Source organism: Arthrobacter sp. 1088 (assembly GCF_031455315.1).
Lineage (GTDB): Bacteria > Actinomycetota > Actinomycetes > Actinomycetales > Micrococcaceae > Arthrobacter.
Map to the genome: position 1 here is coordinate 1 of NZ_JAVDSM010000021.1, position 13,475 is coordinate 13,475.

The window sequence follows — 13,475 nt, forward strand, 5'->3', positions numbered from 1 at the left end:
ACCGGCATCCTCTACGCAGCAGGAGCCCTCCTCGTCGCCGGCGCAGCCCTGATGCTCGTCCGCAACCGCCGCACCAACAACAACTAACACCCACTACAGGGCGCCGCTACCGCGGCCCCCGCAGCAACCCCAAGTGGGGAAGAACGCCAACCACGCGCTCTTCCCCACTTGCATTCCCTTCTGCAGTCTCCATAACTGCCGCACCTCAAAACCGCCGCAGCCCTGTTGATGGTCAACTGCTGCGATACCGAGCCACATACGGAGCATTCCGGCGTCACAAAAATGCCGGCCAGTGCACAGCATCAACATGAATGGAACAACGGAACCTGAAGACTCCGAGGCACTCCTGAAGGACTTGGCCACGACGTCGCCCATCCTTGCGGCAAAGCTCGCCCGCCTGCCGGCTGAACAGGCGGCCATGATCTTTGGGAAACGGCCCGTCGAAGGCGGAATTCGCCCAGCAAGAGCGGGCGCGCCTGGCAGCTGAGGGGAATTCTGTCGGTGCTCTGTGTCAGAGTCTTTGTATGACTGTTCCACTTCTTGCCCACGCAACCGACTACGGACGAATGTACGCCCGCTCCACAACGGAGCAATTCTCTGTCCCCTCCATCACCACGGTGATAGGGCAGCAGGCGCACTCCCTGGACGGTTGGTTCAGTTATATGGGGGCAAGCAGCTTGGCCGCAGATCCCGAACTTCCAGCCTTGCTTGGCAGCCCGGCGAGGATCCGGCAGGCGGTCAACAAAGCTTCCAAGGCAGCTGAGGTCTACAGGGACCAAGCTGCGGCAAGAGGCGATCGCGTCCACAATTACTGTGAGCAGGTGGCCTTGCGCGCGCTGGGTCGTCCGCATCGGATGCAGGAGTGCCGTGATGAGCTTGCCTCCCACGGTGAGCAGGCCTTTGCAGCCCGCTTTGACGAATGGTGGGAGCTGTACAGGGTGGAGCCGCTGGCTCCGGAAATCACTGTCTGGAACAAGACTGTTGGCTATGCCGGCACGCTGGACCTCGTTGCGAGGATTAACGGGCGCATCTGCCTGATCGATTACAAGACCAAGGGCACCACCCGCGATGGCACTGTCAAAGCACTCGACGACAAAGTCGTCATGCAACTGGTAGCGGGAATGAAGGCGGAAGAGAGCCTCGTTGACCCGGTAGCGGGGGAGTGGGAGCCGTGGAAGTTTGGTGCGAATCCAATGCTGCTGGCCGTGGCTATCGGAGAAACGGAAGTAAGGCCTCAACGAGCCAACCCGGATGTCCTTAAGCACCATTGGTGGAAGTTCTGTGCCCTGAGACGGGTGTGGGAGATGTCTGCCGATGTAACTGCGGCTGGGCAGGCACTCATGCCCGTCCCGCCGCCGTCGTTCGTCTCGCCCTCGTTGGAGCCCGCGTCGCCGTCGTCGGAGTCCGCCTCGCTGGTGCCTGCAGGCGCTGGGACCAGGGACAGCGGCAGCAGCTTGCACTCAACTAAACTGGCTTAGGCTCCGCAACAGCCGGACCAGAGTGTGACGATCGTGAGGACTGACAGCAGATGGCAATTTTGAGTATCCGAATCATTGGGGATCCGGTGTTGCGCACCGTAGCCGATCCCGTTACTGAATTCGGTCCGGAGCTCGCCAAGCTGGTAGCAGACATGATGGAAACCATGGAGGACGTGGAAGGCGCAGGCCTCGCCGCACCCCAGGTGGGCGTTAGTAAGCGGGTCTTCACCTATCGCATTGGCGGTGTAGAGGGACACATCATCAACCCGGTCCTGGAAAACAGCGAAGATTTCCAACCGGATGAAGTTGAGGGCTGCCTCTCCATACCCGGCCTTGGTTTTCCCGTGCGCCGTCACCGCGCAACGCGTGTCACGGGTGTGGATCTCAATGGCAATCCCGTAGAGGTTGAGGCCGAAGGTATGTTGGCACGTTGCTTCCAGCACGAGACCGATCACCTGGATGGCGTCCTTTACACGGACAGGCTGGAGGGCGAAGACCGAAAAGCCGCGCTGCGTGCCATCCGAAACGCCAACTACCACGCTGTGACGGAGCAAACCACATCCAAGCGGGCAAGCTCTGTTGGTTCCAGCTTTGGTGGCGGCAGTTTCGGGGCTCCCGAGTGAGGGTCCTCTTTGCAGGTACTCCGGCAGTCGCCGTCCCATCCTTGGATGCCTTGGTCAAGGCTGGCTTTGACGTCGTTGCTGTCCTGACCCGCCCGGATGCACCGTTGGGACGCAAGCGGGTTCTGACGCCGTCACCGGTTGCCGCCCGGGCCGAGGAACTTGGCATCGAGGTCATTCGCGCTGCCAAGGTGGACGCTGACACTACGGCACGAATTGCTGAAATTGCTCCAGACGTAGCCGCCATCGTGGCTTATGGGGGAATCGTGCCTCGCGCTGCCTTGGGCGTTCCCCGACACGGCTGGGTCAATCTCCACTTCTCGCTCCTGCCCGCATGGCGTGGTGCTGCTCCCGTGCAGCGCTCCATCATCGCCGGTGACGACGTCACTGGGGCGGCTACCTTCCAGTTGGAAGAAGGGCTGGATACCGGCCCGGTGTTTGGGACGTTAACCGAAACCGTGCGCCCGGCTGACACTGCTGGTGATCTTCTTCAGCGCCTTTCCGTGAGTGGCGCCGTCCTCCTCAGCCAGACGCTGTCCGCCATCGACGCCGGTCAGGCGGCGCCGCAGCCGCAGACCGGCGAGGTTTCCCTGGCCCCCAAACTCTCGCTCGAGGACGGACGGTTGGACTGGCAACAGCCGGCCCTTGCCCTGACTCGAAGGGCACGTGGCGTTACGCCTGAGCCCGGCGCGTGGACAACATTGGAGGGTCAAAGGATCAAGCTTGAACCCGTGGGGCTCCGGCCCGACGTCAAGGACATTGCTCCCGGAGCCGTCCGGGTCGATGGAAAGTCAGTGCTGGTAGGCACTGGTTCCCATGCAGTGGAATTGGGGCGGATTCAACCCGCCGGCAAAAAGATGATGTCGCCGGCCGACTGGGCCCGCGGCTTGGCTGCACCTGAGAAAGTGGTATTCCAATGAGCGAGTCCGGCCGGCGAGGCCCCAACAACAGCGGGAGCCGGGACGGTGGCGGACACGCCAATCGTGGAGGCCGTAGCGACAGCAAGCGCAATGCCCAGGGCAGGGAACGAAACAGGGGGCCCCAGCGGGGTTACTCCAATAACGCCCCGTCGCAGCGCACGCGTCGTGCTGATCCTGCGCGTTTGGTAGCTTACGAAGTCCTCCGCGCCGTTGCGTCGGAAGACGCGTATGCCAATCTTGTCCTGCCTGCCAGAATCCGGGAACATCGGCTGGACCGCCGCGACGCTGGTTTTGCAACCGAGCTGAGCTACGGTGCATTGCGGGGACAGGGCACCTACGATGCCATCCTGGCCCGCTGCGTGGACCGGCCCCTCGAACAACTCGACCCAGCGATCCTTGATGCCTTGCGCATCGGCGCACATCAGCTGCTTTCCATGCGCGTTCCTGCCCATGCTGCGCTGGACCAAACCGTGGGCCTTGCCCGCGCGGTCATCGGCGCCGGGCCGTCTGCGCTCATCAACGCCGTCCTGCGGAAAGTCACCGCCCACACCATGGCCGAGTGGATGGACGTCCTGCTGGAGCAGGAGACTGACGAGACCAGGATTGCTGCACTGCGTCACGCACACCCGGAATGGATCGTCCGCGCACTTCGCCAGTCGTTGGTGAACCATGGAAGATCCAAAACCGAAATTGAAGCCCTGCTGGAGGCAGACAACGCGGCGCCCGTGGTTAATCTGGTTGCTCTGCCAGGGCTGGGGAACCTTGAGGAAGCATTCGAAAACGGGGCTGCGGCCGGAGAGTTGGTAGAGGACTCCGCGCTGTCGGCCGGAGGTGATCTTGGCCGGCTCGAGTCGGTCCGGAGGGGAACTACCCGCGTTCAGGATGTCGGCTCACAACTCGTAGCCCGCGCAGTTGCAAGCGTCGATCTGGGAGCCCCTGCCAGCGAAGGAGAGCGCTGGCTGGACTTGTGCGCAGGGCCGGGAGGCAAAGCTGCATTGCTTGCCGCCCTGGCTCACCGTGATGGCGCCACCTTGCTCGCCAACGAGCCTGCACCGCACCGCGCCAAGCTGGTCCAGCAGGCGCTGTCTGCGGTACCTGCGGAATCCTGGACGGTGCGGACCGGTGATGGACGTGAGGTCGGCGACGAACAGCCCGACTCCTTTGACCGGGTATTGGTGGACGTTCCCTGCAGTGGTCTTGGTGCCTTGCGCAGGCGTCCCGAATCACGGTGGCGCCGTGCACCCAAGGACATCGCGGACCTTGGTCCGCTGCAGCGTGAACTCCTGGTTTCGGCTATCGACGCCGTCAAGCCAGGAGGCGTTGTGGCCTATGTGACGTGTTCACCCCACCCGGCGGAAACCACAGCCGTCGTGGGTGATGTCCTCGGAAAGCGTGATGACCTTGAGCTGCTCGACGCCGGCAAGGCACTGGACGCTGTAAGCCTCACCGGAAGCCTTGGGGCCGGGCACGAGCTTACGGCCCAGCTTTGGCCGCACGTTCACCACACGGATGCCATGTTCATGGCGCTCATCCGCAAAAAGTCCTAGCTCCGCAAAAAGCCCTGGCTCCGCAAAAGTCCTGGCTCCGCCACCCCCGCTTGAACACAAATCGATAAAACACCTGACCCAAAGGGGCTGCCTTGTCTCAGTGCTGTATCAACCCGAGCATCCTGTCCGCAGACTTCGTTAACCTTGAGGCGGAGCTGCAGCGGATCGGCAACGCCGATGCCGTGCACGTGGATGTCATGGACAACCACTTCGTTCCCAACCTGACGCTTGGCCTGCCGGTGGTACAGCGGATCCAAGCCGTCAGCCCGGTTCCCTTGGACGCACACCTGATGATTTCAGATGCTGACAGGTGGGCACCTGCCTATGCGGACGCGGGCCTCGCGTCGGTGACGTTCCATGTCGAGGCTGCCATGGCGCCTGTCAAGCTTGCCCGTGAACTGCGGGCCCGTGGTTCAAAAGCGGGTATGGCATTGCGGCCCGCCACTCCGGTTGAGCCGTATTTGGACATGCTCAGCGAACTGGACATGCTCCTGATCATGACGGTTGAACCGGGCTTTGGTGGCCAGTCCTTCCTGGATATCACCTTGCCCAAGATCCGCCGCGCCCGCGCAGCCATTGACGGATCCGGAATCGGCGTGGCCATTCAGGTGGATGGCGGGATCACCGAGGAAACCATCCTTCGCGCAGCTGAAGCAGGGGCGAACGTCTTCGTGGCAGGCTCAGCTGTGTACGGGGATGAAGACCCTGCCGCGGCAATCGATCGGCTCCGAGCGGCCGGGTCCAAGGCCGCAATGGCGGGCGGCTCGGCGAAACCGTGACGACCGTCATCAGATGTTACGAAGATTGCGGGGAATAGCTCAGGCATCTCCGCAGTTGTGGCAGAATAGCAACACACATACGTGCTCCGGGGTCGGTGTAAGTCCGAACCGGCGGTTATAGTCCGCGACCCGCGCGCCTTGGGATCCAAGTCATTGGAATCCCGCTGGCAAACGGTTGAACCGGTGGAATTCCGGTACCGACAGTTAAAGTCTGGATGGGAGAAGCACGTACAGTCATGCTGTGTGCGTCCTTAGGGACGCCGCGCAGTGCGCTGTCGTACACCCCCGGAGCCATCGCGGCTTACTGGGAAGGAACGGCATGGACTTTCTGCGATGGCTCTTCGAAGCACAGATTCCCGTTGGAGGATCTGCGCTTGTTTTACGCGAAGTGCTTGGCAACATCTTTGGGCTCGCCAGCGCCCTCGGCGGAATGCGCCGCAAAGTCTGGGCGTGGCCTGTAGGCATTCTGGGAAATATCCTCCTGCTGACGGTCTTCCTCGGCAACGTTTTCGGCGCAGCCACCCCGGCAACCCTATGGGGACAGGCTGCACGGCAGATCATGTTCATAGCGGTGGCCGTCTACGGTTGGTACCGCTGGCAGCAAGGGCGGCAGGCCAGCAACCAGGGACGCGCAATCGTCCCAGGCTGGGCCAGTAACAAAGTCCGCATCGCCCTCCTTGGGGCAATGGTGGCCGGAACGGCCGCCCTGACACCCCTCTTCGACGCGCTGGGCTCCTACCCGCCCGTGTGGGCTGATGCCTGGACCTTCATGGGTTCCCTGCTGGCCACATATGGTATGGCCCGGGGGTGGACCGAGTTCTGGCTCATCTGGGTGGCCGTTGACATAGTCGGCGTCCCGTTGCTCTTCAGCGCCGGATACTACGCCAGTGCCGTGATGTATCTCTTCTATGGATTCTTTACGTTGACCGGATTCTTCGTGTGGTGGCGGGCAGAGAAGCGCGAACGTGCCACGACCGCCACAGCTCCTGCTGTTGTAGGAGTCGCTCCGTGACTCTGAACCCTAAACTCTTCAATACCGCCGAAACTGCGGCTATGGATGTGGCCCTTGCAGCTGCCTTGGGCGGGCCGCGTGGAGCAAACCCGTTGGTGGGCGCCGTTGTGCTCAGCCCCGGAGGAGAACAGCTCGCCGTTGGCTACCATCGGGGAGCCGGCACAGCCCACGCCGAGGCAGATGCCATTCTTGAGGCACGCCGTCAGGGCGTGGATCTTGCAGGAACCACCATGGTGGTCACCCTGGAGCCCTGCAACCACGTGGGCCGCACTGGTCCCTGCGCACAGGCGATCATTGAGGCCGGGATCTCCAAGGTGATTTACGCCGTCGATGATCCCCACGATCCCGCCGCGGGCGGTGCCCGCACGCTGCAAGCCGCGGGTGTCGACGTCGAATCCGGCCTCGGTGCCGACGAGGCCTTTGACCTCAATCGGGAATGGTTCGACGCCGTCGCAACCCAACGTCCGTTCGTCACCTTGCACATCGCCCAGACGCTGGACAGCCGCATCGCCGCTGTGGACGGTACCAGCCAATGGATCTCCAGTCCTGAGTCCCTCGCGGACAACCACGGATTGCGGGGCCTCATCGATGCGATCCTGGTGGGCACTGGCACGGTACTTATCGACAATCCACGTCTGACGGCCAGGGCATCCGACGGCAGCCTCGCGCAGCGCCAGCCACTCCGCGCCGTCATGGGTTTGCGGGACGTTCCCGAAGACGCTGCAGTACGCGGAACCGATGGCCGTTTCGTGCACCTGCAGACCAGGGATCCGGCGGAAGCGCTCAGCCAACTGTTCCATCAAGGTGTCAGGCACCTCATGGTGGAAGGCGGTTCCAGCATCCTCAGTACGTTCCTTGCTGCTGGATTGGTGGACGAACTGATCGTCTATCTTGCTCCAACCCTTTTAGGATCTGGAACGCCTGCGCTGAACGACCTCGGCATCACCACGCTGGCCGATGCCCAACACTGGGCCTGGGACGATGCCGGTGGCGGGGCGGTACAGACCCTCGGCAACGACCTCCGGCTGCATCTGCGGTCAATGAGATCAGCGGTCGCTACAGCAGCGGCCAGCACAACCAAGAATTCCATTCCGCGCAGTGAAGCTGCGGAATACGTCACAGGAGGACACTGATGTTTACCGGAATCGTTGCCGAACAGGGCACCGTCCTGGGTATTGACCGCGACGGCGATGCCAGCGCGACGTTGCGGCTGAAAGCCCCGACCAGCACCGAGGGCCTGGCCCTGGGAGGTTCCATCGCAGTCAACGGAGTCTGCCTCACCGCAACCCGGATTGACGGGCAGGATTTCAGCGTCGACGTCATGGGGGAGACCCTGGTCCGCACCACCATCGGCGAGTTGGCCGCGGGCGACACCGTGAACCTCGAGCGCTGCGTCCCTGCTGGCGGGCGTCTGGACGGCCATGTGGTCCAAGGACATGTTGACGGCGTGGGTGAGCTGCTGGAACGGGAGCCGCTGGGCAACTGGGATCGTTTGCGGTTTGGCGTCCCTGGGCCGCTGGCACGGTACATTGCCGAGAAAGGTTCGATCGCCGTCGACGGTGTTTCACTGACCGTAACGGCAGTGAGCGCCGCTGCTGAAGCGGCTCCGTGGTTCGAGGTAGGGCTCATTCCTACGACCTTGGAGGAGACAGGTCTGGGGGCCAAGCCGGTTGGCGCACGGGTAAACCTGGAGGTGGATGTGCTCGCTAAATACACCGAGCGGCTCCTGTCCTTTGCTCCACAGGGCTCCCCGGCGCATCGCGCCAGCGCGGAAACAGCCAGCGAGTCTGCCGAAGATCAGGAGGCTGCGCGATGAGCACCCCGACCAAGACGGTCTCGACGGCGTCGGGTCGTACAGGCCTGGATCCCGTGGAATCTGCAATCGCGGCGATGGCTGCCGGCCAGGCAGTCATCGTGGTGGACAACGAAGACCGCGAGAACGAAGGCGACATCATTTTCGCTGCCGAACATGCCACGCCCGCCCTCATGGGGTGGACCATCCGGTATTCATCGGGCGTCATTTGCGTTCCGCTTGAAGCGGAACGGGCGGACGCCCTGGCGCTTCCGCCCATGGTGGCAGTCAATGAGGACGCCAAAGGCACCGCCTACACCGTTTCCTGCGATGCGGCGATCGGAGTGAGCACTGGTATTTCGGCCACGGACCGCGCATTGACGGCCCGGATCCTCGCCGACCCGCAGAGCACTCCGGCGGCGATTACACGCCCCGGGCATATTTTCCCGCTGCGGGCGGTTAAGGGGGGAGTGCGTGAACGTCCGGGACACACGGAAGCAGCCGTGGACCTGTGTCGGCTTGCCGGGCTTGCTCCGGTGGGCGTGATCGCTGAGTTGGTACATGACGATGGTGAAATGATGCGCCTTGACAGCTTGCGCGATTTCGCCGCCGAACACGGATGCCCCCTCATCTCAATTGAGGATCTGGTGGCATACGTTGACGCGGTAGAGTCCCAGACGGCACACGTTTCAGTGGCAGACGAGGAGAAGCGATGACCGCACCGACAACGCGCAGCAGCGACGACACCGAGCCCACGCCCCACCCGGTGAGCGGCGGCCCGATTGTCCAGCTGCCCACCGCCTTTGGTGACTTTGTAGCCCGGGCCTGGACGGACCACGTTACGGGTGTGGAACACCTTGCCGTGAGTTCCCCCAACGCGCCCAAGGATGGCCAGGCGCCACTGGTGCGCCTGCATTCCGAATGCCTCACCGGTGACGTCTTCGGATCTTATCGTTGCGATTGCGGCGAGCAATTGGCGTTTGCCCTGGAGCTCATCCACGCTGAAGGTGGGACGCTGCTGTACTTGCGGGGCCAGGAAGGGCGAGGCATTGGCCTGGCCAACAAGATCAAGGCCTACGCTCTGCAGGAAGCCGGTTTCGATACCGTCGAAGCCAACGAACAGCTGGGATTGCCCGTAGACGCGCGCTCTTACAGTGCCGCGGGTCAGATCCTGGCCGAGATGGGCCTGCATGAAGTCCGCTTGCTCAGCAACAATCCGGACAAGCAAAACCGCCTGGCCCAGGCTGGCGTCTCGGTGGTGGAAATGGTTCCCACCGAGGTCCCTTCGCGTGAACAGAACGTTCGCTATTTGCAGACCAAGAAAGACCGGATGGATCACCGTCTGACGCTCGAAACCGAGCCCGTCGGCAACGGAAAGACCCCGTCCCGAAGCCCCTTTGACAACGAACAAGACTGAACGGAATTCCATCAAACAATGAGCGGACACGGCGCCCCCACTATCGACCTCACCACCCTCAAGCCCGAGGAAACCTCGCAGCTCAAGCTCGCCATTGTGGCAGCCAGCTGGCATACCCAGATCATGGATGGACTGGTTGATGGTGCCCTCCGCGCGGCGAAGGAAGCCGGCATCGCCGAGCCCACCCTGCTGCGCGTCCCCGGCAGCTTCGAACTCCCGGTTGCCGCGGCCCGGCTCGCACCGCACTTCGACGCCGTCGTGGCCCTCGGTGTTGTTATCCGCGGCGGTACGCCGCACTTCGAGTACGTATGCCAGGCCGCGACGTCGGGACTCACCGATGTCAGCGTCCGCACCGGCGTTCCGGTCGGGTTCGGCGTACTGACCTGCGATACGGAACAGCAGGGCTTGGACCGGGCGGGCCTCCCGGGCTCCAATGAAGACAAGGGGCACGAGGCAGTGACCGCGGCCCTTGCCACGGCAGTGACGCTGAAGCAGTACAGCTGACGCGGAAGCAGTCCAGCTGACACTGGTCAGCAGGCGTTGAAGGGGATGTGCGTGTGTCTTCACTCACATCCCCTTCGTCATGCAACGCCCCAACAAGCGGTGCCAGCCCCTAAGCAAGTAGTCTGTAGGGCGTGAAGAATTTCGAGACGCTGTTCGCAGAACTGAGTGAGAAAGCAGCGACCCGCCCGGCAGGCTCGCGCACGGTTGCCGAACTGGACTCCGGAATCCACGGCATCGGTAAGAAAGTGGTCGAAGAGGCCGCCGAAGTGTGGATGGCCGCCGAGTACGAATCCGATGAAGCTGCTGCCGAGGAAATCTCCCAGTTGCTGTACCACCTGCAGGTCCTCATGCTCGCCAAGGGCCTCAGCCTGGAAGACGTTTACAAGCATCTCTAGCCACGCCACTCCGTCTTCAATAGGCGGAGCCAGCTGCGTGGCCGAAGTGCCTGAAAACCTCCATTCCAAACAGAAAGTCTCCCCATGCTCCGTGTAGCAGTCCCCAACAAGGGATCCCTGTCAGAAGCCGCCTCTGCGATGTTGTCCGAGGCCGGTTACCGCCAACGCCGCGACACCCGCGAACTGGTCATGGTTGATCCCGACAATGACATTGAGTTCTTCTTCCTGCGTCCCCGCGACATTGCGGTGTATGTGGGCCAGGGAACCCTGGACGTCGGAATCACCGGACGCGACCTCTTGCTGGACGCAAAGGTGGAAGCCGAAGAACTCCTTCCCTTGGGCTTTGCCCCTTCTACTTTCCGTTTCGCCGGCCCCGTAGGTGACTTCACCGGCGTCGAGCAGCTCGAAGGCAAGCGCCTCGCTACCAGTTACGACGGGCTCCTGCGCGACTATCTGGCGGATCGTGGCGTGAACGCCAAGGTGGTCCGACTGGACGGGGCCGTCGAGTCATCGGTGCGGCTCGGCGTCGCGGACGCCATTGCCGATGTGGTCGAGACGGGCAACACCCTCAAGGCAGCCGGAATGGAAATCTTCGGTGATCCCATTCTTAAGTCCGAGGCCGTGCTCATCAGGCGCACAGGTCCCGGTGGTGCCGCGAATGGCACCGCCAAGGAAATCGACGTCCTCATCCGCCGTCTGCAGGGCGTCCTTGTGGCGCGGCAGTACGTGTTGATGGACTACGACATCCGCAAGGATCTGGTGGAGGATGCTGCCGCACTCACCCCTGGCCTTGAATCACCCACCGTTTCCCCGTTGCGGGATTCGGAATGGGTGGCGGTGCGTTCGATGGTCCCCAAGAAGGAAACCAACCGCATCATGGACGAGCTGTACGATCTGGGCGCCCGCGCCATCCTGGTCAGCAGCATCCACGCCTGCCGTATCTGATCCAGCATCACCATCGAGCAGAGCAGTATTCTAGGAGTAAGCACATGGCTGTAGCCGTACGCGTCATTCCCTGCCTGGACGTCGATGCCGGCCGCGTGGTCAAAGGCGTCAACTTCGAGGGCTTGCGGGACGCCGGAGATCCGGTGGAACTGGCGCACCGTTATGACAATGGCGGTGCGGATGAACTGACGTTCCTGGATGTCACCGCATCATCGGGCAACCGCGAAACCACGTTCGATGTCGTTCGCCGCACGGCCGAGGAAGTCTTCATTCCGCTGACCGTCGGTGGCGGCGTGCGTGGCGTGGCTGAGGTGGATAAGCTCCTGCGCTTCGGCGCTGACAAGGCATCGATCAACACCGCCGCTGTGGCCCGGCCTGAGGTCATCGATGAGATCACGCGCCACTTCGGCTCCCAGGTCCTGGTGCTCTCCGTGGATGCGCGCCGGACCCGCGAAGGCGACGCCCCGACGTCGTCCGGTTTTGAAGTCACCACCCACGGTGGCCGAACCGGGACGGGGATCGACGCCATCGTCTGGGCCAAGGAAGCCGCGGACCGGGGCGTGGGAGAAATCCTGCTGAACTCGATCGACGCTGACGGCACCAAGGACGGATTTGACCTTGAACTGATCCGTCTTGTCCGTGGGGCAGTCAACATACCGATCATCGCCTCCGGTGGTGCCGGGAAGCCTGCGCATTTCCCTCCAGCCGTGCAAGCCGGAGCCGATGCGGTGCTGGCAGCTTCGGTGTTCCACTTCGGTCCGGATGACATGATCGCCCAAGTCAAAGCAGCAATTCGCGAGGCTGGCTTCGAAGTCAGGTAGCTCTATCGCCAAAAGCAACGCGGGGTCACTTCCGGCCCATCTCCGCAAGGATGATGGGCCCTAAGTGACCCCGCGTTGCTTGTCTTAAAGGCCGATATCTGCGGTTTGTAGAAGCGCGACGGCGTCCGGCTGGCCTTCAAAGGTGACGAGGGCCTGGCTGGTGCGGCCGTGGGCATGCATCAGCAGTTCCCCGGGTTCACCAACAATCGCAACCGACACCGGTGCGCGTTTGGCAACGTGCCGGGGGCCCGAGGGCCGCACCAGAACGATGCCGAGGTCCACACCGCGGTAAAGGAAAGCCGCCCGCTTGATCAGTTCATCCCACAAGGCATCCGAGTACGCTTCGTCGAGGGCCCTGGGCGCCCAGCGGTCACTTGCGCGGCGGATGTCCTCGGTGTGGACGAAATATTCGATGAGATTCGACGTTTCGTCCAGCGCCTTGATCTTCAAAGGGGAAAGGGCCGGCGGTCCTGCACGGAACGTCTTGACGAGTTCCGCGTAGTCGTCGGTGGTCTTGAGCTTGGCGGCAAGTTTGGCCGTCGCTTTGTCCGAAGCCTTGCCGAGGCTGGGGATCAGGAGCCCAATGCCCACGGCCGCTTTGCGCTCCCGCAGGTAGAGGTGCGCCGCAAGATCCCGGGTGAGCCACCCTTGGCAGAGCGTGGGGGAGTCAGGTCCGGCCGCCAGCAGGGTTTCGGCCAGTACTTCTCGGGAAGGATCGACGAAATGCATCACTTGTGAAACTAGCACGATCAGGGCAAGGTTGCGCAGTGGAACCGCCGCAGAATACGGCTCCCATCAAAGGCACTAGACTTGATCTGATGTCAGAGCAGTCCGCCCCCAGTCCAACTCCTGCCGTGGAGCTCTCCAGCGACCCCGCGGACACCCTGCCGCAGGAGATCGCCAGCGCCCTTAAGCGCGATTCCGCAGGCCTTGTAGCCGCCATCATCCAGCAGCACGATACCCATGAGGTCCTCATGCTGGGCTGGATGGATGACGAGGCACTTCGCCGCACCATGACCACGGGACGCGTGACCTTCTACTCGCGCTCCCGCCAGGAATACTGGCGCAAGGGCGACACTTCCGGGCACGTACAGTTCGTGAAGTCAGTCGCCCTTGACTGCGACGGCGATGCCCTCCTGGTCCGCGTTGACCAGATCGGCGCAGCCTGCCACACCGGTACCCGGACCTGCTTCGACGGGCGCGACTTTTCGGTTGTAACGGGCCACCGCGATTAAGGCATCCCCT

17 protein-coding genes and 1 riboswitch are annotated in these 13,475 nt (G+C 62.7%); of the genes, 16 read left to right on the plus strand and 1 reads right to left on the minus strand.

Translation table 11 applies throughout. From position 1 onward, the window contains the following. Window positions 1–307: 307 nt before the first annotated feature. The 15 genes from J2Y41_RS22035 (at window position 308) to hisF (ending at window position 12,230) form a co-directional block, all read left to right on the plus strand. Entirely contained in the window at window positions 308–487 is a 180-nt protein-coding gene (locus tag J2Y41_RS22035) for a hypothetical protein (RefSeq protein WP_309931710.1), read from the plus strand. A 37-nt stretch (window positions 488–524) separates the two neighbouring features. Then, window positions 525–1,478, plus strand: coding sequence for a cytochrome (locus J2Y41_RS22040; protein WP_309931711.1), 954 nt, complete (start codon window positions 525–527; stop codon window positions 1,476–1,478). A 50-nt stretch (window positions 1,479–1,528) separates the two neighbouring features. Beyond that, entirely contained in the window at window positions 1,529–2,101 is a 573-nt protein-coding gene (gene def, locus J2Y41_RS22045; protein WP_224089662.1) for a peptide deformylase, read from the plus strand. Further along, on the plus strand, window positions 2,098–3,018 hold the full coding sequence (fmt, locus tag J2Y41_RS22050; RefSeq protein ID WP_309931712.1) for a methionyl-tRNA formyltransferase: 921 nt from the start codon (window positions 2,098–2,100) through the stop codon (window positions 3,016–3,018). The genes def and fmt overlap by 4 nt, the downstream gene beginning before the upstream one ends. Further along, window positions 3,015–4,565, plus strand: coding sequence for a transcription antitermination factor NusB (locus J2Y41_RS22055; RefSeq protein WP_309931713.1), 1,551 nt, complete (start codon window positions 3,015–3,017; stop codon window positions 4,563–4,565). Before fmt ends, J2Y41_RS22055 begins: the two co-directional genes overlap by 4 nt. A 92-nt stretch (window positions 4,566–4,657) precedes the next feature. After that, window positions 4,658–5,344: a ribulose-phosphate 3-epimerase gene (gene rpe, locus J2Y41_RS22060; protein WP_224089664.1), complete on the plus strand. Its 687-nt coding sequence runs from the start codon at window positions 4,658–4,660 to the stop codon at window positions 5,342–5,344. A 77-nt stretch (window positions 5,345–5,421) separates the two neighbouring features. Continuing rightward, a riboswitch (FMN riboswitch) is annotated at window positions 5,422–5,576 on the plus strand. An 87-nt stretch (window positions 5,577–5,663) separates the two neighbouring features. Then, a complete protein-coding gene (gene pnuC, locus J2Y41_RS22065) occupies window positions 5,664–6,356 on the plus strand; it encodes a nicotinamide riboside transporter PnuC (protein WP_309931714.1) in 693 nt (230 codons plus the stop codon). A gap of 41 nt (window positions 6,357–6,397) precedes the next feature. Further along, entirely contained in the window at window positions 6,398–7,489 is a 1,092-nt protein-coding gene (ribD, locus tag J2Y41_RS22070) for a bifunctional diaminohydroxyphosphoribosylaminopyrimidine deaminase/5-amino-6-(5-phosphoribosylamino)uracil reductase RibD (protein ID WP_309931767.1), read from the plus strand. Further along, complete coding sequence (locus J2Y41_RS22075; RefSeq protein WP_309931715.1) at window positions 7,489–8,172, plus strand: riboflavin synthase; 684 nt, start codon at window positions 7,489–7,491, stop codon at window positions 8,170–8,172. Before ribD ends, J2Y41_RS22075 begins: the two co-directional genes overlap by 1 nt. Continuing rightward, window positions 8,169–8,864 (plus strand): 3,4-dihydroxy-2-butanone-4-phosphate synthase, encoded by a 696-nt coding sequence (gene ribB, locus J2Y41_RS22080; RefSeq protein WP_309931716.1) that lies wholly within the window; start codon window positions 8,169–8,171, stop codon window positions 8,862–8,864. The genes J2Y41_RS22075 and ribB overlap by 4 nt, the downstream gene beginning before the upstream one ends. Then, window positions 8,861–9,565 (plus strand): GTP cyclohydrolase II, encoded by a 705-nt coding sequence (gene ribA, locus J2Y41_RS22085; protein ID WP_309931717.1) that lies wholly within the window; start codon window positions 8,861–8,863, stop codon window positions 9,563–9,565. Before ribB ends, ribA begins: the two co-directional genes overlap by 4 nt. Window positions 9,566–9,583: 18 nt before the next feature. Beyond that, window positions 9,584–10,069, plus strand: a complete 486-nt coding sequence (ribH, locus tag J2Y41_RS22090) for a 6,7-dimethyl-8-ribityllumazine synthase (protein WP_223948696.1) — start codon at window positions 9,584–9,586, stop codon at window positions 10,067–10,069. A 131-nt stretch (window positions 10,070–10,200) separates the two neighbouring features. Beyond that, window positions 10,201–10,464 (plus strand): phosphoribosyl-ATP diphosphatase, encoded by a 264-nt coding sequence (locus J2Y41_RS22095; RefSeq protein ID WP_018778638.1) that lies wholly within the window; start codon window positions 10,201–10,203, stop codon window positions 10,462–10,464. Window positions 10,465–10,548: 84 nt separating this feature from the next. Then, window positions 10,549–11,409 carry an ATP phosphoribosyltransferase gene (gene hisG, locus J2Y41_RS22100; RefSeq protein ID WP_224089667.1) on the plus strand — a complete coding sequence of 287 codons (861 nt, stop codon included), beginning with the start codon at window positions 10,549–10,551 and terminating at the stop codon, window positions 11,407–11,409. A 44-nt stretch (window positions 11,410–11,453) separates the two neighbouring features. After that, a complete protein-coding gene (gene hisF / locus J2Y41_RS22105; RefSeq protein ID WP_309931726.1) occupies window positions 11,454–12,230 on the plus strand; it encodes an imidazole glycerol phosphate synthase subunit HisF in 777 nt (258 codons plus the stop codon). Between the two features lie 84 nt (window positions 12,231–12,314). Here the strand turns inward: hisF and J2Y41_RS22110 are convergent, their stop codons facing one another. Continuing rightward, window positions 12,315–12,959 (minus strand): TIGR03085 family metal-binding protein, encoded by a 645-nt coding sequence (locus J2Y41_RS22110; RefSeq protein ID WP_224090954.1) that lies wholly within the window; start codon window positions 12,957–12,959, stop codon window positions 12,315–12,317. A gap of 89 nt (window positions 12,960–13,048) precedes the next feature. Between J2Y41_RS22110 and hisI the strand changes: the two genes are divergently transcribed. Beyond that, complete coding sequence (hisI, locus tag J2Y41_RS22115) at window positions 13,049–13,465, plus strand: phosphoribosyl-AMP cyclohydrolase (RefSeq protein ID WP_224089670.1); 417 nt, start codon at window positions 13,049–13,051, stop codon at window positions 13,463–13,465. Window positions 13,466–13,475: the final 10 nt, after the last annotated feature.